The 20,418-nt window shown below is 67.2% G+C and carries 18 protein-coding genes; 11 read left to right on the top strand and 7 right to left on the bottom strand.

The annotated features are described in order from the left end of the window. Window positions 1-138: 138 nt before the first annotated feature. Window positions 139-330: a hypothetical protein gene (locus ACTWLI_RS15665; protein WP_445154674.1), complete on the bottom strand. Its 192-nt coding sequence runs from the start codon at window positions 328-330 to the stop codon at window positions 139-141. Window positions 331-891: 561 nt separating this feature from the next. On the opposite strand from ACTWLI_RS15665, the gene ACTWLI_RS15660 reads away from it, so the two are divergent. Both ACTWLI_RS15660 and ACTWLI_RS15655 read left to right on the top strand, forming a co-directional pair. Continuing rightward, entirely contained in the window at window positions 892-1,854 is a 963-nt protein-coding gene (locus tag ACTWLI_RS15660) for a CBASS cGAMP-activated phospholipase (protein WP_445154673.1), read from the top strand. Beyond that, entirely contained in the window at window positions 1,851-3,188 is a 1,338-nt protein-coding gene (locus tag ACTWLI_RS15655) for an SMODS domain-containing nucleotidyltransferase (RefSeq protein ID WP_445154672.1), read from the top strand. The genes ACTWLI_RS15660 and ACTWLI_RS15655 overlap by 4 nt, the downstream gene beginning before the upstream one ends. A 571-nt stretch (window positions 3,189-3,759) precedes the next feature. Here the strand turns inward: ACTWLI_RS15655 and ACTWLI_RS15650 are convergent. Beyond that, a complete protein-coding gene (locus ACTWLI_RS15650) occupies window positions 3,760-4,629 on the bottom strand; it encodes an Fpg/Nei family DNA glycosylase (RefSeq protein ID WP_445154671.1) in 870 nt (289 codons plus the stop codon). Between the two features lie 153 nt (window positions 4,630-4,782). Between ACTWLI_RS15650 and gcvH the strand changes: the two genes are divergently transcribed. The 5 genes from gcvH (at window position 4,783) to ACTWLI_RS15625 (ending at window position 7,912) form a co-directional block, all read left to right on the top strand. Then, window positions 4,783-5,169, top strand: coding sequence for a glycine cleavage system protein GcvH (gcvH, locus tag ACTWLI_RS15645; RefSeq protein WP_056740880.1), 387 nt, complete (start codon window positions 4,783-4,785; stop codon window positions 5,167-5,169). Window positions 5,170-5,311: 142 nt separating this feature from the next. Beyond that, window positions 5,312-5,785 carry an FHA domain-containing protein gene (locus ACTWLI_RS15640; protein ID WP_445154670.1) on the top strand — a complete coding sequence of 158 codons (474 nt, stop codon included), beginning with the start codon at window positions 5,312-5,314 and terminating at the stop codon, window positions 5,783-5,785. A 23-nt stretch (window positions 5,786-5,808) separates the two neighbouring features. Continuing rightward, complete coding sequence (gene ftsR / locus ACTWLI_RS15635) at window positions 5,809-6,525, top strand: transcriptional regulator FtsR (protein WP_056740884.1); 717 nt, start codon at window positions 5,809-5,811, stop codon at window positions 6,523-6,525. Next, a complete protein-coding gene (locus ACTWLI_RS15630; RefSeq protein WP_445154669.1) occupies window positions 6,525-7,028 on the top strand; it encodes a bifunctional nuclease family protein in 504 nt (167 codons plus the stop codon). Before ftsR ends, ACTWLI_RS15630 begins: the two co-directional genes overlap by 1 nt. A gap of 287 nt (window positions 7,029-7,315) precedes the next feature. Further along, window positions 7,316-7,912 carry a MerR family transcriptional regulator gene (locus tag ACTWLI_RS15625; protein WP_445154668.1) on the top strand — a complete coding sequence of 199 codons (597 nt, stop codon included), beginning with the start codon at window positions 7,316-7,318 and terminating at the stop codon, window positions 7,910-7,912. Window positions 7,913-8,013: 101 nt separating this feature from the next. Here ACTWLI_RS15625 and ACTWLI_RS15620 read toward each other — a convergent pair whose 3' ends face one another. Continuing rightward, window positions 8,014-8,856, bottom strand: coding sequence for a ParA family protein (locus ACTWLI_RS15620; protein WP_445154667.1), 843 nt, complete (start codon window positions 8,854-8,856; stop codon window positions 8,014-8,016). Window positions 8,857-9,160: 304 nt separating this feature from the next. Here ACTWLI_RS15620 and ACTWLI_RS15615 point away from each other — a divergent pair, with 304 nt between their 5' ends. After that, window positions 9,161-12,559: a pyruvate carboxylase gene (locus tag ACTWLI_RS15615; protein ID WP_445154666.1), complete on the top strand. Its 3,399-nt coding sequence runs from the start codon at window positions 9,161-9,163 to the stop codon at window positions 12,557-12,559. 80 nt (window positions 12,560-12,639) lie between these two features. Here the strand turns inward: ACTWLI_RS15615 and ACTWLI_RS15610 are convergent, their stop codons facing one another. Continuing rightward, the gene (locus tag ACTWLI_RS15610) at window positions 12,640-14,460 is read right to left on the bottom strand and encodes an AMP-dependent synthetase/ligase (RefSeq protein WP_445154665.1); all 1,821 of its coding nucleotides are present in this window, start codon (window positions 14,458-14,460) and stop codon (window positions 12,640-12,642) included. A gap of 223 nt (window positions 14,461-14,683) precedes the next feature. Between ACTWLI_RS15610 and ACTWLI_RS15605 the strand changes: the two genes are divergently transcribed. Then, on the top strand, window positions 14,684-15,772 hold the full coding sequence (locus ACTWLI_RS15605) for an ROK family glucokinase (protein WP_445154664.1): 1,089 nt from the start codon (window positions 14,684-14,686) through the stop codon (window positions 15,770-15,772). Window positions 15,773-15,797: 25 nt separating this feature from the next. On the opposite strand, the gene ACTWLI_RS15600 is transcribed toward ACTWLI_RS15605, so the two are convergent. The 3 genes from ACTWLI_RS15600 to ACTWLI_RS15590 are packed head-to-tail and all read right to left on the bottom strand — an operon-like array spanning window position 15,798 to window position 17,990. Then, complete coding sequence (locus ACTWLI_RS15600; protein ID WP_445154663.1) at window positions 15,798-16,367, bottom strand: hypothetical protein; 570 nt, start codon at window positions 16,365-16,367, stop codon at window positions 15,798-15,800. Then, window positions 16,360-17,163 carry an alpha/beta hydrolase gene (locus tag ACTWLI_RS15595; protein WP_445154662.1) on the bottom strand — a complete coding sequence of 268 codons (804 nt, stop codon included), beginning with the start codon at window positions 17,161-17,163 and terminating at the stop codon, window positions 16,360-16,362. The genes ACTWLI_RS15600 and ACTWLI_RS15595 overlap by 8 nt, the downstream gene beginning before the upstream one ends. Beyond that, window positions 17,160-17,990, bottom strand: coding sequence for an alpha/beta hydrolase (locus ACTWLI_RS15590; protein WP_445154661.1), 831 nt, complete (start codon window positions 17,988-17,990; stop codon window positions 17,160-17,162). Before ACTWLI_RS15590 ends, ACTWLI_RS15595 begins: the two co-directional genes overlap by 4 nt. 110 nt (window positions 17,991-18,100) lie before the next feature. Here ACTWLI_RS15590 and ACTWLI_RS15585 point away from each other — a divergent pair, with 110 nt between their 5' ends. Both ACTWLI_RS15585 and ACTWLI_RS15580 read left to right on the top strand, forming a co-directional pair. After that, window positions 18,101-18,841 carry a lysophospholipid acyltransferase family protein gene (locus ACTWLI_RS15585; RefSeq protein ID WP_445154660.1) on the top strand — a complete coding sequence of 247 codons (741 nt, stop codon included), beginning with the start codon at window positions 18,101-18,103 and terminating at the stop codon, window positions 18,839-18,841. A 65-nt stretch (window positions 18,842-18,906) separates the two neighbouring features. Continuing rightward, window positions 18,907-20,370: a class II 3-deoxy-7-phosphoheptulonate synthase gene (locus tag ACTWLI_RS15580; protein WP_445154659.1), complete on the top strand. Its 1,464-nt coding sequence runs from the start codon at window positions 18,907-18,909 to the stop codon at window positions 20,368-20,370. Window positions 20,371-20,418 lie beyond the last annotated feature (48 nt).

Raw genomic sequence — 20,418 nt, 5'->3', positions numbered from 1 at the left:
TGCTGCCGGTGCCACTGACAAGCGGGCTTAAGGCTTGCCGGCGGGGGAGCTTCCCGGCCTGGCAGATATCAGAGCACTGCGGCGCAAAGCTCGGGGAGGAGCCTTTCCATGTGTTCTGCGCCTGCCTTGCTCAGCCACTTAGAGTTCGGTGAGTGGAAGGTTGACCCGTCCGCCGACGCAGAGCATGGGTGTCTGCTCGCCTAAGGTGCTGCTGACCTCGGCAAGGACCTCGCGTACGGGGGAGCGGAGCACGTACTTATCAACGCTCGCCGCCCAATCCTCGTTGTCGGCCGCGAGGGCATCCCATGGGGTGCGCCAGACGTACCCCATTTTCTCGAAGACCAGCGAACGCTTAGCTCTAATGAAAGTCCGGAATCCGGCCATGGAAAGGCTACGTAGTCTGCGCGTACCTTTGCCCCTGATCTGGCCTGAGCCTGGCGCCTTGCTTAGAGCGGACTCTTCGAAGCGCTCAGTGCGTGCGAATGCAGGAACGAGTGCGGGCTTGGCAGACGCACTGCTGACGTCGGAGAGTGTGTCTAGTGACCACCTCCTCTCCCAGTTCGGATCGATTCGAAGTCCCAGAAAACGTCGAAGATGAACCGCTGCCTCGGGCCCGCCGAGGTGTGCAACCGGTAGCCAAGCGGCCTCGGCGTCAAAAGACACGGCAAGCTCCTTGACGCGGAGTAACGGGGTGGGCTCGCTTTTTACCTACTCACCGAACACCCCTATCGCCTCCAATAAGGCGGCCATGGGCTTGGTTGCAGAACCATTTCCTGATTCCTTGGGGCGTGATGGGGGCGACAGTACCGACCGGAAGAGTCGGGCCAACAGTTGCCGACTATGATCACAAAGCTAAGCGAAGCGCCGTAGATGCTATAATATACAACTAATATGAAGCGGATTTTGACTATCGATGGCGGCGGAATCAAGGGCGTGTTCCCCGCAGCCTTTTTGGCTGATCTGGAAGACGAACTTGATCAGCCTATTGCCTCTTATTTCGACCTGATTGTCGGTACGTCTACGGGCGGTATTATCGCGATTGGTTTAGGCCTCGGTATTCCTGCGCACGAAATCCTACGCTTCTACGAAGAGCGCGGACCAGAAATCTTTCGGGGTGGCAAGGGTCTTGGCCGACTGAAACAACTGTTTACCGCGAAATACAATCCAGCTCCCCTGAAGGCAGCGCTTGTTGATGTCTTTGGTGATCGAAAGCTCGGTGAGAGCTCAACTCGCCTCATGATTCCCTCCCTGGACCTCGAGACCGGGGCCGTCCATGTAATGAAGACTGCTCACCACCCGCGGTTTGAGCGCGACTACAAGATGCTGGCTGTCGATGCGGCACTGGCAACCGCAGCCGCACCGACTTACTTCCCCACCCATCGCCTGTCAGTGGGGATTCCCCTTGTTGATGGTGGCATGTGGGCGAACAATCCCATGGGCCCAGCTGCGGTTGAGGCGCTTGGCATTCTTGAGTGGCAGAAGGGTGATGTAAAGCTGTTAAGTATTGGCTGCACCGATGAAGTCTTCACTATGAAGGCGGATCGCAAACGCCAGCTTGGATTGAACTATTGGGCTACAAGGCTTGTTGGCGTGTTCATGGCTGGCCAGTCATCTTCTTCTTTGGGCACCGCTCAACTCTTACTTGGTCATGAGAATGTCGTTCGTGTCTCACCCACGGTTAGTCCTAAGCGATTCCAGCTTGACGGTATCGAAGAGATTTCGTCACTTCGTGGCCTCGGTTCAAGCCTGTCGCGGATCGAGTCGCCAAAACTGAGGCCAGTCTTTTTCAACGAGCCGGCCGAACAGTTCAAGCCAATGAGGCAGCTCGCCACGACCGATGGGGGTGTGCTGTGAAGCTCACCAAGAACTTTGATGCGTTCCTAAAGAACAAGGTGAACCTCAGTGATGGGCGTATCGATTCGCTCGATGCACGGGTTGAGGCCGTTGAGAACTTCCTGCAGCGCGGCGACGACGACTTGGCCAGCAATTTCATAGATCTTATTCCACAAGGCTCTTATGCGCACCGGACAATCATCAATCCGGTAGGCTCATCGGATGAATTTGACGCTGACGTACTTCTTGAAATGAATGAGATTGACGGATGGGATGCTGACGATTATGTCGAGGAACTCTACAAGAAGTTCCGAGGTAGTTCTGTTTACCGCGACATGGTGAGCCGTCACGACCGGTGCGTCAAGGTCGACTACGCCAACGAGTTTCACATTGATGTAGTGCCCTATATGGAACGCCACAGTCAACACTTCATCACAAACCGAATTACAAACGAGTTCGAACTTACCAACCCCGAAGGGTTCAACAACTGGCTCATTGAACGCAACAGGCTCGCCAGCGGTCATCTCATCAAAGTGATTCGCTTGATCAAGTACTTGCGAGACTTCAAGAACACGTTCTCAGTCAAGTCGGTTATCCTGACGATCCTCTTAGGGGATCGGGTAAACGACCAGGCTGTATGGGGAGCCAATGACGAGTACTCCGACCTGCCAACTGCCCTCAAGAGTATCGTTGGAGCGCTCGATGACTATCTCCAAGATAACGAGGAGATGCCTAGCATTGACGATCCGAGCGAACCCACCGAGAACTTCAACCATCGCCTAAAGCAAGATGAGTACACGAACTTCCGTAGCAAACTCCATCTGTATAGAGGTTGGATCGACGACGCCTATGGGGAGGCTGACGTCGACGAAAGTAAGGCAAAATGGCGTAAACTTTTTGGTGAAAAGTTCGGTACGTACTCAGAGGTCAAGAAGAGCACGGAAGCGCACCGAGGTGTTCCAGGCATTACCGATACTGAGCAACACGTTACTGATAAGTTCAGCCTCCGCCTCGATCCACGATTGAAGGTCAAGATTGGCGCGCGGGTTGCGAAACGCAGCGGCTTCCGGGACTACGAACTCAGCTCCAAGGGAAACGTTGTAATGCGGGACCAAAAGATCCGTTTCCGAGTCGCTCATAATATTCCTGGTAGCTTCGATTTGTATTGGAAGGTCAGGAACACTGGCGCGGAAGCGATCAAGGCGAACGCCATTCGAGGCCAGCTAGAAAAAGATGCGGGCAGCTTGCAGCGAAACGAGCCTACGTCTTACAGAGGGCGACATTTTGTAGAAGTGTACGTCGTGGTTAACAATACTTGTGTTGCTATGGACCACCACGACGTAATCATCAAGTAGTCAGTCGACGACACACATCGAGACACCAAACGGGCCATAGGACTAGTTACCCTGCAGATCCGGCATCACCTTGAAGAGGGCTTGTGCCGTGACATAACTGCAACCCACTTGGTAGCGACCGCACGAATGGCCATACCCTGCGGAGGCCGAATCTGATCAGCTGTCAGACTCTGCTGCCGCATCGCGACACCTCGCTCTTTGAGCAGTCGAAGCAGCGAGGACTTGGCAGTGCCGCACTCGGCGGAAAGCGCCGTGGTCGGTTCGCCTGCTTGGCAGCGAGCGCCATTTTGTTCCGGGACGTCAGGGCCCAGCCGATCCGCGAGGCGGTAGCGCTGGCGGCTGAGCTCCTTCGCTGACGGAACCGTATTACAGTGTCCGCGGTCTGGGATTCGAGGGCTGGTTGGATAGCATCGAACCTTTCGAGATAGTGGCGGGCACGCTTGGAATAGTGTGCGAGGACCTCGACCAACAGAAAGAACCCCGCCATCTTCGGCAACGGAGAGGGCGGGGTTTTCTGTTTCCACCGCCGGTTTTCCGCGGGCGGGTTTTCCGCCGCCGGCTAAACCCGGAACTACTTCAGGAACCGTGAGGTCCGCCGGTCGGCGAGGATCTTGCCTTTCGTCTGGCAGCCCGGGCAATACTGGAGGGCACTGTCCGCGAACGACACCTCCCGCACCGTGTCGCCGCAGACCGGGCACTTCTCGCCGGCGCGGCCGTGCACCCGGAGGTGGCTGCGTTTGGCATCCTTCAGCGCGGCGGGCGGTTTGCCGCGTGCCTCCGCCACGGCGGTGCCGAGCACCTCATGGATTGCCGCGTAGAGCCGTTCGACGGCGTCCCGGTCCAGCGAACTGGAGATCGCGAAGGGGGAGAGCCGGGCCGCGTGCAGGATCTCGTCGCTGTACGCGTTGCCGATGCCGGCGATCACGCTCTGGCTCCGCAGCACCCCCTTGACCTGCTGGGAACTGGCGGCCAGGATCCCGGCCAGCGCGTCGGCGTCGAAGCCCGGGGCGAAGGGATCCGGCCCGAGCGCGGCGATGCCGGGGACCTCCGCAGCATCGCGGACCAGGTACACCGCGAGGCTCTTCTTGGTCCCCGCCTCGGTCAGGTCCAGATCCAGCGCGCCGGCGCCGCCGGTAAAGGACAGCCGGACCGCGATATGGCCGCCGCCGCGTTTGAGCAGCGCACCGGTCGGCGCGTCCGTGACGCGCACCCAGCCCGCCCGGGCCAGGTGGAACACCAGGTGCAGGCCGCCGGCCTCAACGTCGACGAACTTGCCGTGCCGCCGGACCCCCGTGACGGTCAGGCCCTCCAAGGCGGAAATCGGCGGGTCCGCCGTCTTGAGCACGGCGAAGGAAACGACCCGGATTTTCGCCACCGTGGTTCCGCTCAGCCGGGCGTCCAGGAAGTCCGCCAGTGCCGCCACTTCCGGAAGTTCAGGCACGGGGGTTCCCCTCCGGGCCGGGTGCAGCTGCTGCCATGGGCCCATCATGCCAGAGTCCTCCCGGGGCCCGGACGGATGTGCCTATACTTTCTGCGGCGGCCCGTTGCACCGGCCGCCGTCGACCTTGGTGATTGACCCGACGAAAGGCCCGCCATGAGCAACATTCCCGAAGAGCTGTCCTACACCGCCGAGCACGAGTGGGTTTCCGCCCCGGACGCCGACGGCGTCGTGCGCGTGGGGATCACCGATTTCGCCCAGGATGCCCTCGGCGACGTCGTTTACGCCCAGATGCCCGAAGTCGGCACCACCATCACCGCTAACGACGTCGTGGGCGAGGTCGAATCCACCAAGAGCGTCAGCGATATCTACGCTCCGGTCACCGGTGAAGTGGTCGCCCGCAACGAGGCGCTGGACACCGATTCGGCACTGATCAACTCCGATCCGTACGGCGAAGGCTGGCTGATAGAAATCAAGCTCGCCGAGGCCGACGCCGTGGAGTCCCTGCTCAGTGCATCGGAGTACGAACAGCAGGTAGGCTAAGGGGAAGGCCGCCGGGCCGTGTCGCTGGACACAGCGTGCTGGAGACGTGACCGGCCGGGGCTGATTACCGGGACTGCCAGGCTTTTCCGGACGGCATGCGTTGTTTGCAGGGGGGACACCTGCAACGAATGAGGAGGACTCAATGGTTGGGCACGGACAGAACGACACCGGTGAATACGGCACGGGTGGAGTGAAAGCCTCGGAGACCACCTCCATCCATCTCACGCCGATCCGCGACGAGCCCACCCTCACCCCGAAGGTCTCCGCCGAGGAACGCTCCGCGATCGAGGCGCTCCCGGCCGGGTCCGCCCTGCTGGTCGCGCACAGCGGCCCCAACGCCGGCGCCCGCTTCCTGCTGGACTCGGACATCACGACGGCGGGCCGCCACCCGGACGCGGACATCTTCCTCGACGACGTGACCGTCTCCCGCCGCCACGTCGAGTTCCGCCGCACCCCGCGCAGCTTCGAGGTCGTCGACACCGGAAGCCTCAACGGCACCTACGTCAACCACGACCGCGTCGACAGCGTGGAGCTGAAGTCGGGCAACGAAGTACAGATCGGCAAGTTCCGGCTCACCTTCTACCTCAGCCCTGCCCGCACCGCAGGCAACGCCTGATATCGGGGTAACTGGCTGTGGCCATGGCACAAGCCGAACGGCGCGGACCCCAGGTTTTGAACATCGGGGAGGTCCTGGCTCAGCTGAGCGACGACTTCCCCGGCATGACCGCGTCGAAAATCCGGTTCCTTGAAGAAAAGGGGCTGATCAACCCGCAACGCACCCCGGCCGGGTACCGGCAGTACTCCGAGGGCGACGTCGAACGGCTCCGCTTCGTGCTTGCGCTCCAGCGCGACCAGTACCTGCCGCTGAAGGTGATCAAGGACTACCTTGACGCGATCGACCGCGGCGAACGTCCGGAGAACCTGCCGCCGGGGGTCACCGTCTCGCCCCGGGCCGTGTCCGACCAGCTCGCCGCCGAACTGAACAGCCGCGGCCGGCTGCTTAGCGAGGAACAGCTCCGCACCGAATCCGGCGCCAGCGTGCCGCTGCTCGAATCGCTGCTCAGCTTCGGCCTGATCGACCACGTCAACGGCGCCTTCGACGAACACGCCCTGCAGGTGGCGCGCGCCTGCGTGCAGCTTGAAGGGCACGGCCTGGAGCCGCGGCACCTGCGTCCCTTCCAAGCCGCCGCCGACCGCGAATTCGGGCTGGTGGAACGCGCGGTGGCCACCTTGACCTCGCGCAAGGACGCGGCCTCGCATGCGCGGGCCGCGGAAACGGCGCGGGAAATCAGCGAGCTCTGCCTGTCGCTGCACCGCGCCCTTGTCCAGGACCGCATCTCGAGGATGGACAGCTGATGATTGAGGTGGAAATCGTAGGCGTACGGATCGAGCTGCCGTCGAACCAGCCGCTCGTCCTGCTTAAGGAACTGCACGGCGAACGCCACGTCCCGATCTGGATCGGCACCCCGGAAGCCAGCGCAATCGCCCTGGCCCAGCAGGGTGTCGTGCCGCCCCGGCCCATGACGCACGACCTCCTGGTGGACGTCGTCGAGGCGCTGGGCCACGCGATCGTCAGCGTGAACATCGTCGCGGTCGAGGACAACGTCTTCTACGGGCAGCTGCAGTTCGACGACGGAACCACCGTCAGCTCCCGAGCCTCGGACGCGCTGGCCCTGGCCCTGCGGGCCCAGTGCCGGATCTGGTGCGCGGACGCGGTGATGGACGAGGCCGGTGTCCGGATCACCGAGCACGACGACGGCGAGGAAACCAAGGCCGGACCCGCCGTCGACGAGGAGGGCGAACTGCGCCGCTTCCGCGAGTTCCTCGACGACGTCGAACCCGAGGATTTCGCCGGCTGAAGCGGTCCCCGGAAGCTCCAGCGGAGGACCCCAACGTTAAAGTTGTGGTCGAAAGTTTCGACACGCCCCGGCAATAGCCCCAACGTCTTTGACCTTGGGCCCCGGCGGGCCTAACGTCGGAGATACAAGTTCCCATTGCATACAACACCCGCGCAAGTCACACTGGAACGTGCAGCCGGATCCGATCCGGCACGAAGCCTCTTCGTGCCGCGTCGCCCCGGGGCCGGACACGGGCAGCGCGGAGTTGCGGCAAGTTCCCGCGGGAGCTCATGACAAGGAGGATCCACGTGAGTCCGAAAGGCGAAGCAGGCGAGCTTAAGCAGGCCTCGGCAGCAGGTGTTGCCGTACCCGCAAGCGGTGCCCAGGGCCTGCTCTTCACCGAGGATCTTCCTGTCCTGGACGAAGACGCCGGCTACCGCGGCCCGACCGCATGCAAGGCGGCCGGCATCACCTACCGCCAGCTGGATTACTGGGCCCGCACCGGCCTGGTCGAGCCCGCCGTGCGCGGCGCCGCCGGCTCCGGTTCGCAGCGGCTCTACGGATTCCGCGACATCCTGGTCCTCAAAGTCGTCAAGCGGCTCCTGGACACCGGGGTCTCGCTGCAGCAGATCCGCACCGCCGTCGAGCACCTGCGCGAACGCGGCGTCGAGGACCTGGCCCAGATCACCCTCATGAGCGACGGTGCCAGTGTCTATGAATGCACCTCCGCTGACGAGGTCATCGACCTGGTCCAGGGCGGGCAGGGCGTCTTCGGCATCGCCGTCGGCCGGGTCTGGCGCGAAGTGGAGGGCAGCCTTGCCGCGCTGCCCAGCGAGCACGCCGCGGACCAGTCGTTCCCTGACGATGAGCTCAGCAAGCGCCGGGCCGCCCGCAAGACCGGCTGACCTTCCCCGGACACTTTCCACGCACGACATTAAACGCAGAACGCGGGGCCACGATCGTGGCCCCGCGTTCTTTGCTGTGCGGGAGGGGCGGCCGTGACCGGCTAGCGCTGGCTGCGGTTTCGGACCGGCCCGGCGGCGGTGAGTTCGCCGCCCGTGCGCATCAGGTTGGCCAGCAGGAGGTCGAACAGCCCGGCGGCGTTCTTGGCCGATTCCCCGGGCCAGTGGTGGACCGAATGCGCGGCGCCCTGGATCTGCTGCCAGTTGGCCTGTTCCGGGATATGCGGGGTCAGCAGCAGCTCGCCGAACATCGACTCCATCTCGGCCAGCCGGAAGCTGTGCTCGGATGAACCGGAGCGCACCCGGTTGGCCACGATGCCGGCGGGGGACAGGCCCGGGGCGAATTCCTGCCGGAACAGCTGGATGGCCCGCAGTGTCCGCTCCGTGCCGGCGACCGAGAAGAGCCCCGGCTCGGCGACCAGGGCGACCTTGTCGCTGGCCGACCACGCCATCCGGGTCAGGCCGTTCAGCGAGGGCGGGCAGTCCACGAGGACCAGTTCGTAGCTCCCGGCGCCGGCCAGGACCGTGGAGAGCCGGCGGAGGTCGCGGCGGCCCAGGTCCGGGCGGTCGTAGATGCCGGTGAAGGCGGAGCCGACGGCGACGTCGAGCACGGAGGGCGCGCGGCCGGCGGTGTCAGTGCCGCGCTTGACCCAGCCGCTGGGCACGACGTTCTCGGCCAGGCGGGCACGGCGGGGAGCCTTGAGCATCCGGCCGATGTCCTGCTGGCCGTCCGGCCGGACGCCGAGGGCGGTGCTGGCATCCGCGTGCGGATCGAGGTCGACGACGAGCGTGGGAATCCCGGCTGCCAGTGCGGCGGATGCCAGTCCGGTGGTCACTGACGTCTTGCCGACGCCGCCTTTAAGGCTGCTGATACTCACTACTTGCACTTGAAAACCAATACCTAACGCCGGTTGCCGGGACGGGGTCCTGCCGGCCCCTGCGTTCCCGGGGCCGGGGCGAGCATGCGCCACCCACCCCTTCATCATATGTTGACCGGCTGCCGATTCCTGTCTTCTCCGGCCCGGTGGGCGCGGGAAGCCGCCGGAGCGCCGCCTGCGGGGGACGGGCTGCCGAGCGCCGCGGAAATGACGCATAATCATGTGACGGCCACCACAATGATTTGTGTTTGCGCACACGGGTCTTAGAAACTGTGACGACTTACCGACCCACCCGCGATGATGCAGGAGAAGTATGTTTTCGAAGATTCTGGTGGCTAACCGCGGCGAAATCGCGATCCGGGCCTTCCGTGCCAGCTATGAGCTCGGAGCCAAGACCGTTGCCGTGTTCCCGACCGAGGACCGCAACTCCATCCACCGCCAGAAAGCCGACGAGGCGTACCTGATCGGCGAGGAAGGCCACCCGGTCCGGGCGTACCTGGACGTGGGCGAGGTCGTGCGGGTGGCGAAGGAGGCGGGCGCCGACGCGATTTACCCGGGCTACGGCTTCCTCTCCGAAAACCCGAACCTCGCGCGCGCCGCCGCGGACGCCGGGATCACCTTCGTCGGTCCGCCGGCGGAGGTCCTGGAGCTGGCCGGCAACAAGGTCGCGGCGCTGGAAGCCGCCCGGCAGGCCGGCGTCCCGGTGCTGAAGTCCAGCAAGCCGTCCAAGGACGTTGACGAGCTCATCGCCGCCGCGGACGAGATCGGGTTCCCCGTCTTCGCCAAGGCTGTTGCCGGCGGCGGCGGCCGCGGCATGCGCCGCGTGGACACCCGCGAGGCCCTGCCCGAGGCCCTGCAGGCCGCCATGCGCGAGGCCGACGCCGCGTTCGGGGATCCCACCATGTTCCTGGAGCAGGCCGTGCTGCGGCCCCGCCACATCGAGGTGCAGATCCTGGCCGATGCCGAGGGCAACGTCATGCACCTCTTCGAGCGCGACTGCTCCATCCAGCGCCGCCACCAGAAGGTCATCGAGATCGCCCCGGCGCCCAACCTGGACGAGGGCATCCGGCAGGCCCTGTACCGGGACGCGGTCAAGTTCGCCAAGGCCCTGAACTACGTCAACGCCGGCACCGTCGAGTTCCTGGTCGACACGGTCGGTGACCGCGCCGGCCAGCACGTCTTCATCGAAATGAACCCGCGCATCCAGGTCGAGCACACCGTCACCGAAGAGGTCACCGACGTCGACCTGGTCCAGGCGCAGTTGCGCATCGCCGCGGGGGAGACCCTCGCCGACCTGGGCCTTTCGCAGGACACGGTCCAGCTCAAGGGCGCCGCGCTGCAGAGCCGGATCACGACCGAGGACCCCGCGAACGGCTTCCGGCCCGACGTCGGCAAGATCACCGGCTACCGCTCCGCCGGCGGCGCCGGTGTCCGGCTTGACGGCGGCACCGTTTACTCCGGCGCCGAGATCAGCCCGCACTTCGACTCCATGCTGGTCAAGCTGACCTGCCGCGGCCGCGACTACCCGACGGCCGTCGCCCGCGCCCGCCGCGCCCTGGCCGAGTTCCGCATCCGAGGCGTGTCCACCAACATCTCCTTCCTGCAGGCCGTCCTGGACGACCCGGACTTCGTCGCCGGGAACGTCGCCACATCCTTCATCGACGAACGCCCCGAGCTGCTCAAGGCCCGGGTCTCCGCGGACCGCGGTACCAAGCTGCTGACCTGGCTGGCGGACGTCACCGTCAACAAGCCCAACGGCGAGCTCACGGTGCACACCGACCCGGCCGACAAACTCCCCGCCCTGCCCGAGGCGGAGGCGCCGGCAGGGTCCCGCCAGCGGCTGCTGGAGCTGGGGCCGGAAGGATTCGCCCGCGCCCTCCGCGGCCAGGACGCCGTCGCCGTCACGGACACCACGTTCCGGGACGCGCACCAGTCGCTGCTGGCCACCCGGGTGCGCACCCGCGACCTCGTCGCCGCCGCCCCGGCCGTGTCCAGGCTCCTGCCGGAGCTGCTCTCCGTGGAGGCCTGGGGCGGTGCCACGTACGACGTCGCCCTCCGCTTCCTCGGCGAGGACCCGTGGGACCGCCTCGCGGCCCTGCGCAAGGCCCTGCCGAACGTCTGCCTGCAGATGCTGCTGCGCGGACGGAACACGGTCGGCTACACCCCCTACCCGGAAGAGGTGACGGTCGCGTTCGTCAACGAGGCGGCCAGGACCGGCATCGACATCTTCCGCATCTTCGACGCCCTCAACGACGTGAACCAGATGGCGCCCGCCATCCGGGCCGTCCGGGACACCGGCACCGCTGTTGCCGAGGTGGCGCTCTGCTACACCGCGGACATGCTCGACCCGGACGAGAAGCTCTACACCCTCGACTATTACCTGGACCTGGCGCAGAAGATCGTCGACGCCGGCGCGCACATCCTGGCGATCAAGGACATGGCGGGGCTGCTCCGCCCGGCCGCCGCCGCGCGCCTGGTCTCGGCGCTGCGCGAGCGGTTCGACCTGCCGGTCCACCTGCACACGCATGACACCGCCGGCGGCCAGCTGGCCACCCTGCTCGCGGCCGTGGACGCCGGCGTGGACGCCGTGGACGTCGCCTCCGCCTCGCTCGCCGGCACCACCAGCCAGCCCTCCGCCTCCGCCCTGGTCGCGGCACTGGCCCACACGCCGCGCGACACCGGCCTGGACCTGGACAGCGTGTGCTCGCTGGAGCCCTACTGGGAAGCCGTGCGCCGCGTCTACGCGCCGTTCGAATCCGGGCTTCCGGGCCCGACCGGCCGGGTCTACCAGCACGAAATCCCCGGCGGCCAGCTCTCCAACCTGCGCCAGCAGGCCATGGCGCTGGGCCTGGGTGAGCGCTTCGAGGCCATCGAGGACATGTACACCGCCGCGGACCGCATCCTCGGCCGGCTCGTCAAGGTCACCCCGTCCTCGAAGGTCGTCGGCGACCTCGCCCTGCACCTGGTGGGCCTGAACGCGGACCCGGCCGACTTCAACGAGAACCCGCAGAAGTACGACATCCCGGACTCCGTGATCGGCTTCCTGTCCGGCGAACTCGGCGACCCGCCGGGCGGCTGGCCCGAACCGTTCCGGACCAAGGCCCTGCAGGGCCGCAGCGTCAAGGTCCGCGACGTCGAACTCAGCGCCGAGGACAGCGCCGCGCTCAAGGGTGACTCGAAGACCGTGCAGGAAACCCTGAACCGGCTGCTCTTCGCCGGGCCCACCAAGGACTACCAGAAGAGCGTCGAGACCTACGGCAACCTCTCGGTGCTGGACACCCGCGACTACCTCTTCGGGCTGCAGCGCGGGGCCGAACACGAGATTGAACTGGAAAAGGGCGTCCGGCTGATCGCCTCGCTCGAGGCCGTGTCCGAACCGGACGAGAAGGGCATGCGCACCGTGATGTGCACGCTCAACGGCCAGTCCCGCCCCGTGGTGGTCCGCGACCGGTCCGTGGTCAGCAACGTCAAGGCCGCCGAGCGGGCGGACGCCTCGCAGCCGGGCCAGGTCGCGGCGCCCTTCGCCGGGGCCGTCACCCTGACCGTCAAGGCCGGGGACACGGTCAGCGCCGGGGACACGGTGGCCACCATCGAGGCCATGAAGATGGAGGCGTCCATCACGACGCCGGTGGCCGGCACCGTGGCGCGGCTCGCCGTCGGCGCCGTCGAGCAGGTCCAGGGCGGGGACCTGCTGCTGGTCATCGAGGAGTAGCTCCGCAGTAACGAGGAAGGGCTCCTCCGGCCGCTGGAATCCAGCGGCCGGAGGAGCCCTTCCTGTGTGGGTGGTGCGGGTCAGGCGGGGGTGGGGCGCTTGGCCGCGTACATTTCCTCGATCACGGTCTCGAAGTCCTTCATCACCTGGGCGCGCTTGACCTTCATCGACGGCGTGAGGTGGCCGGACGCCTCGGTGAAGTCCGAGGGTACGATCCGGAAGGACCTGATCGCCTCGGCCTGCGACACGGACTGGTTGGCGTGGCTGATCAGCTCCTGGACGGCGGCCTTGACGGTCGGGTGCTCGGCCGCCTCGGCCAGCGTGGTGGACGCCGGCAGGCCGTGGCGCTGCAGCCAGCCCGGCAGGGCCTCCTCGTCGAGGGTCACCAGGGCGCCGATGAAGGGGCGGTTGTCGCCGACCACAAGGACCTGCGAGACCAGGGCGTCGGCCCGGATCTGGTCCTCGAGCAGCGCCGGTACAACGTTCTTGCCGCCGGCGGTGACGATGATTTCCTTCTTCCGGCCGGTGATGGTCAGGAAGCCCTGCTCGTCGAGCCGGCCGATGTCGCCGGTGCGGAACCAGCCGTCGTCGAAGGCCTCGGCGGTGAGGTCCTCGCGGTTGAAGTAGCCGCGCATCACGCTGACGCCCTTGGTGAGGATCTCGCCGTCGTCGGCGATCTTCAAGGCGTTGCCGGGGATCGGGGCGCCGACGGTGCCGATCTTGATCAGCGACGGCGTGTTGACCGTCACCGGGGCGGTGGTCTCGGTCAGGCCGTAGCCCTCAAGGATCTGGAGCCCGATGCCCTGGAAGAAGTGCCCGAGCCGTTCGCCGAGCGGGCCGCCGCCGGAGACCGCGTGGGCCACCTGCCCGCCCATGGCGTCGCGCAGCTTGCCGTAGACCAGCTTGTCGAACAGGGCGTGCTTGAGCCGCAGGCCCAGGCCGATCTTGCCGGCCTGCCGGGCCCGGGACCAGGCGATGGCCGTCTCCGCGGCGCGGTGGAAGATGGCGCCCTTGCCGCCGTCCTCGGCCTTGGTCAGGGCGGAGTTGTAGACCTTTTCGAAGACCCGGGGGACCGCGAGGATGAAGGTCGGCTTGTAGCTTTGCAGGTCCGGCAGCAGGTTCTTGATGTCCGGGGTGTGCGCCACGGTCACCCCGGCGGCGACGGCCAGCACGGAGATGAAGCGGGCGAAGACGTGCGCCAGGGGAAGGAACATGATGGTCCGGGCCTGCTCGTGGACGATCTGGCCCAGCGAGGTCGCCAGCACGTTGTCCGAGAGCTCCACGAAGTTGCCGTGCGTCAGCTCGCAGCCCTTGGGCCGGCCGGTGGTGCCGGAGGTGTAGATGATGGTGGCGAGGTCCTTCAGGCCCGCCTGGCGGCGGCGTGCTTCCAGGTCCTCGTCGCTGATGGAGGCGCCGGCGGCGCGGACTTCGTCCAGGGCGTCGCCCTCGAGCTGCCAGACATGCCGCAGGGCGGTCAGGCCCTCGGAGTTCGCGGCCTGCCGGATGATGTTCTCGTGGTGGGCGGACTCGCCAAAGGCCGCCACGGCCCCCGAGTCGCCGAGGTTCCAGGCCACCTGCGAGGGGGAGGAGGTCTCGTAGATCGGCACGGAGACGGCGCCGGCGAACCAGATGGCAAAGTCGATCAGCGCCCATTCGTACCGGGTGCGGGACATGATGCCGACGCGGTCGCCGGCCTCGACGCCGCTGGCCATCAGGCCCTTGGCCAGCGCCGAGGCGTCGGCGAGGAAGTCGGTGGCCCGGACGTCCTGCCACTGGCCGGCGGCGTCCAGCCGGGAGAAGAGGGCCGGGTTCGAGGGCTTGGCGGCCTGGCGCAGAACCAGGTCCGTTACGTTCGTTTCCGGCGGGACGGTGACCAGGGGCGGGACACTGATTTCTCGCACGATAGCTCCTTTGATATCCATATACCCGCGTGGGGTACGACCAACAGTAGTACGCGGCCCCACGCTGGGTGTGGTCCACACCACCTACTGGCGAGTAACTTTACGATGAAGGCCGTGGTTCCGCCACTCCGGGCCGCCTCCGGCGCCCCTGCCGGACCGCCTCCGGCACCCCTGCCGCCCGGCCGTCTGCCCGGCCACGGAACCCGGCAATAGAATGGAGCCGATGCATACACCTCCAGCCGGCCGGGAGCCCGGACCGCACCGCAGAAGGGCCGCCTGGCGGCGCAGGGCGCAGGGTCTTCCCGGTGCCCCGGGAGCCGGCGGCCTGCGGCGACGGCTGCGCCCCGGCGGCAGCGGCCTGGCGATCGGCGTGGACATCGGCGGGACCAAGGTCGCGGCCGGCGTCGTTGACGCCGAGGGCCGGATCCTAAGCCAGGCCCGGCGGTCCACCCCGGGCACCGATCCGCGCGCCGTCGAACGGGTCATCGTCGAACTGGTCGAGGAACTCGGCGCAGGGCACCGGATCCGCTCCGTCGGTATCGGCGCTGCCGGCTGGATGGACCTCGACGGTGGCACGGTGCTGTTCAGCCCGCACCTGGCCTGGCGCAACGAGCCGCTGCGGGACAACCTGCAGCGCCTGCTCCGCCGTCCCGTGCTGCTCACCAACGACGCCGACGCCGCCGCTTGGGCAGAATGGCGCTTCGGCGCCGGCCGCGGCGAGAACCGGCTGGTCTGCATCACCCTCGGCACCGGGATCGGCGGGGCCATGGTGATGGACGGCCGGCTGGAGCGCGGCCGCTTCGGCGTCGCCGGCGAATTCGGCCACCAGATCATCATGCCCGGCGGCCACCGCTGCGAGTGCGGCAACCGCGGCTGCTGGGAACAGTACGCCTCCGGCAATGCGCTGGGCCGGGAGGCACGGGAACTCGCCGCCGCCAACTCTCCGATAGCGCACGCCCTGCTGGCCGCCGTTAACGGCCATGCCGAGGAGCTCACCGGGGTGGTGGTGACCGACCTTGCCAAGTCAGGCGACCCGACCGCGCGGGAGCTGATCGAAGACGTGGGGGAATGGCTGGGGCTGGGCCTGGCGAACCTTGCAGCGGCCCTGGACCCGGGCACCTTCGTGATCGGCGGCGGACTGTGCGATGCCGGCGAACTCCTCGTGGCGCCGGCCCGGCGGGCTTTCGCCCGCAACCTCACCGGCCGCGGCTTCCGGCCGGCGGCCCGGATCGAACTGGCCGCCCTGGGACCCAACGCCGGGCTGATCGGCGCCGCGGACCTGTCGCGGGCAGGCAGCAAGCTGCCCGGCTAGCCGGAGTCAATGCCGGTCGGACCGGCTAGAGGCGGGCGCCGTCGTCGTATTCGTCTTTTTCGTGCGGCAGCTTCATGATCAGGAACACCACCGAGACCGCGAAGGCCGCGACCATCCCGACCACCGCCAGCAGCGGGGCGCTGCGCCAGAACATGGCCGAAAGCAGCAGCGCGATCGGGCCTCCGACGGCGCCGAGCCAGGCGAGCATGGTCAGCGGATCCGTGCCGGCCAGGCTGGGCGGCTCCTCCGGTACGAAGGCCCCGTCATCGTCGTCGTCCACCGCGTAGTCCCGTGGTCCTGCCGGCTCCTGCGGCGCGACCGTCGGGGCCGAAAGGCCCAGCGGGTCGAAATCCTTGAACGACCGCACACCGGGGGCGCCGCCGGCCGTGGTTCCGGCGGCCGGTACGGTCGTGCCGTCGTCCGGCTCCCCGGAGTCCGTGCCCTCAAGCCGGGCCACCAGGTCGAGCCAGACGGCGTCGTCGTCGCCGGGGCCGGCAGCGCCGGGCTGCGGGACATCCGGGCGTCCGGGACCGGGGCGGTCTGCGTCGCGGTCGGGGAGCTCGGGCTCGGGGGCGCCGGGATCGGATCTAGTCATCTGCCGTTTCTTTCTGGCTGGTGCTGGCAGCGCCCGGAGTCTGGCCGTGGACGACGGCGTTGATGAACTCGGCCGTGCCGCTAAAGATCCGGGGTGCGTCGTTGTCCATCGTAGCCACGTGGTAGCTGTTCTCCAGCCGGATGACTTCCAGCGGGGCGTTGACCAGGCCGCGGCGAAGGGCGGCGAGGCTGGCATCGGAAACCACATGGTCCACGGTGGAGCGGTAGACCCGGACCGGCGCGGTGACCTGGGGCAGCAGGCGCAGCGTGTCCTTGAACATCTTGTTCAGTTCGTGGGCGGCCGCGACGGGGGTGCGCGGATAGGCTCCCTCGTCCACGCCGGCCTTGAGGATGTCGTTGGCGATCGCCGGGGTGCTCTTGAGCACGAACTTGAGGATGCCGGCCAGCGGCGCCCGGGGGTCGTCGATGACCAGGCCGGGGTTGACCAGCACCGCCCCGGCGACCGGGCGGGTGGCAGCCAGCCGCAGCGCCAGGGCCCCGCCCATGGAGAGCCCGGCCACCACCACGTGGTCACACTCCGCCGCCAGCTCCTGGTAGGCGGCATCCAGTCCAGCGTGCCAGTCCTGCCAGCGGGTCCGGGCCAGTTCCTGCCAGCTGGTGCCGTGGCCGGCGAGCAACGGCATCCGGACGGCGTAGCCGGCGGCGGCCAGCGACTCGGCCCACGCCCGCACCCCGTGCGGGCTGCCGGTGAATCCGTGCGAGACGACGACACCGGTCCGGGGGCCGTCCCCGGTGAACGGGCTGCTGAAGGGCGAATGGTCGGGCGCTGTGCTCATGGCTGCTCCGTCGTTGCTGGCTGCACCGGGGTAAGGCGCTGCGCCGGGGTAGGGGTCTGCACCGGCGCTGCGGCGCGGGCGAAGAAGGCGGCGGACCGGGAGAAGATCAGCGGAGCGTCGACGTCGAGCGTGGCGACGTGGCCGCTGCCCGGCAGCGGCACGACGGACAGTTCCCGCGTGCCGATCCTGGTCCGGAGCAGGTCGAGCGAGGATGCCGGCACCACCGGGTCCGTGTCGGATTTGAACACCAGGGCCGGAACGTCGACGGCGGGCAGCTCGCGCAGCGTGGCCGTAAAGAGTTTGCGCAGCTCGTGCACGGCCGCCAGCGGGGTTAGCGAGTAATCCCCGTCCTCGGTGGTGGCCGCCGTCGGCTCTGCCTCCCGGAGCGGGACGGTGGTGCGCTGCAGGTACTTCAGCACCCCGATGTAGCGCACCCGGCGGTCGTAGAAACTGAGGCCGGGGTTGACTACCGCGACGCCCGCCACCGGGTGCCGGGCCGCCGTGCGCAGGGCGATGGTCCCGCCCATGGACAGGCCGGCCACGAAGCAGTCCCGGGTCCCGGCGGCCAGCTCCAGGTAGGCGGACTCGAACGCCCCGTACCAGTCCTGCCAGCGGTGCCGGGCGAGGTCGCGCCAGTCGGTGCCGTGCCCGGGCAGCAGCGGCACCGAGACAGCGAAGCCCAGCGAGGCCAGGTGCTCGGCCCACGGAAGGACGCTCAGCGGGCTGCCCGTGAAGCCGTGGCAGATGGCCACGCCGGTGCCGGCATTGGCCCCGTGGCCGGGGTAGCGGAAAGCGGCAGGCGCCATCGGAGTGCTGCTTTCGCTCATGAGCCCATCGTGTCACTGTTCGCGACAAAACTCACTAGAGTAGGGTGTCACTGAAGTCCTGCCGGGCCCGAAGAAGGACCCGCCAGACGCCTGCCGGAGAGGTACACCACGTGTTTTATTGGTTCATGAAGACCTTCGTCCTTGGACCGGTCCTGAAGACGCTCTTCCGGCCGTGGGTCAAGGGGCTGGACAACGTCCCCGCCAGCGGCGCGGCGATCCTGGCCTCGAACCATCTCTCGTTCTCCGATTCGATCTTCATGCCCCTCATGGTGCCCCGGCCCGTGGTGTTCCTGGCCAAGTCCGAATACTTCACCGGCAAGGGAATCAAGGGCAAGCTGACCGCCGCCTTCTTCCGCCTGACCAACCAGCTGCCAATGGACCGGTCCGGAGGAGCGGCGTCCGCCCGGTCCCTGGAGGCCGGCATGGACGTGCTGAAGAACGGCTCGCTCCTGGGCATTTACCCGGAAGGCACCCGGAGCCCGGACTCGCGGCTCTACCGCGGCAAGGTCGGGGTGGCGCGGCTCGCACTGCAGGCCAGGGTTCCGGTGATCCCGGTAGCCATGATCGGCACCGACAAGGTCCAGCCGATCGGCAAGCGGATGCCCAACATCCGCCGGATCGGCATGGTCTTCGGCGAACCCCTGGATTTCAGCCGCTACTACGGCATGGAGGACGACCGGCTCATCCAGCGCTCGGTGACCGACGAGATCATGTACGAACTGATGCGGCTCTCCGGCCAGGAATACGTCGACGAGTACGCCGCCGTCGTCAAACTGCGGCTGGCCGGTAAAGCCACCGAGGTGCCCGGCGCCGGTGCCGGGCCCGGCCCGGAAACGCCCGGAACTGTATGACGGGGCGCCCGGCGTCAATGACGAAGGGCGCCCCCGATCAGGGCCGGGGCCACTATCCTTAGAGGGTGACTGAGCTATCTGCGCCTTCGACGTCCACCCATAACTCCGCCCCCGCGAAGACCGCCGCTGCCGGCGCCGCGCCTGGCGCCTCGTCCTTCCCGAGCACCGCGTTTGCCAGCACCGCCCAGAGCGGGGCCGCGAACTATCCGGGCCTGGACCACTGGCGGGAGTTGCCAGCGTCGCAGCAGCCGAGCTGGTCCGACCCGGCGGTCTTCGAGGCCTCGGTCAAGGAGCTCTCGGTGCTGCCCCCGCTCGTCTTCGCCGGCGAAGTGGACATCCTCCGCGAACGGCTCGCGGCCGCGGCCCAGGGCAAGGCTTTCCTGCTGCAGGGCGGCGACTGCGCGGAAACCTTCGAGGCCGCCACCGCGGACAAGATCAGCGCCCGGGTCAAGACCATCCTGCAGATGGCGGTCGTCCTCACCTACGGTGCGGCGATGCCCGTGATCAAGATGGGCCGGATGGCGGGCCAGTTCGCCAAGCCGCGCTCCTCCAACGATGAGACGCGCGACGGCGTCACGCTGCCGGCCTACCGCGGCGACATCGTCAACGGCTACGACTTCACCCCCGAGTCCCGGGCGCACGACGCCGGCCGGATGCTCAAGGCGTACCACACCTCGGCGTCGACCCTGAACCTGATCCGCGCCTTCACCCAGGGCGGGTTCGCCGACCTGCGGCTGGTGCACCAGTGGAACAAGGGCTTCACGGAAAACCCGGCGCACGCCCGCTACGAGTCCCTGGCCCGCGACATCGACCGGGCCATCCAGTTCATGTCCTCCTGCGGGGCGGACTTCGAAGCGCTCAAGCGGGTGGAGTTCTACGCCAGCCACGAGGCCCTGCTGCTCGATTACGAGCGTGCGCTCACCCGCATCGACTCGCGCACCGGCCTGCCCTACGACACCTCGGCGCACTTCCTCTGGATCGGGGAGCGCACCCGCGAGCTGGACCACGCGCACGTGGACTTCCTCTCCCGCGTCCGCAACCCGATCGGGGTCAAACTGGGCCCCTCGACCACGGGCGACGACGCCCTGCGGCTGATCGACAAGCTCGACCCCAACCGGGAACCGGGCCGGCTGACCTTCATCACCCGGATGGGTGCCGGCAACATCCGGGAGAAGCTGCCGCCCATCGTGGAACGTGTGACCGCCTCCGGCGCCCAGGTCCTCTGGGTCACCGACCCCATGCACGGCAACACGGTCACCTCGCCGAACGGTTACAAGACCCGCAACTTCGACGACGTCATCGACGAGGTGCGCGGCTTCTTCGAGGTGCACCACGGCCTGGGCACCGTCCCGGGCGGCCTGCACGTGGAAATGACCGGCGACGACGTGGCCGAGTGCCTGGGCGGCGCCGATCCGATCGACCAGGACGCCTTCCTGGACCGCTACGAGTCGGTCTGCGACCCGCGGCTGAACCACATGCAGTCCCTCGAAATGGCCTTCCTGGTGGCGGGGGCCCTCGCCAAGCGCTAGGCCCCGGCGGGTACGGATAGCCCTCTGCACAAAGCTCCGCCCCGGCTG

The organism is Arthrobacter sp. Hor0625 (assembly GCF_052567525.1).
This window is presented reverse-complemented; position numbering and strand designations above follow the sequence as displayed.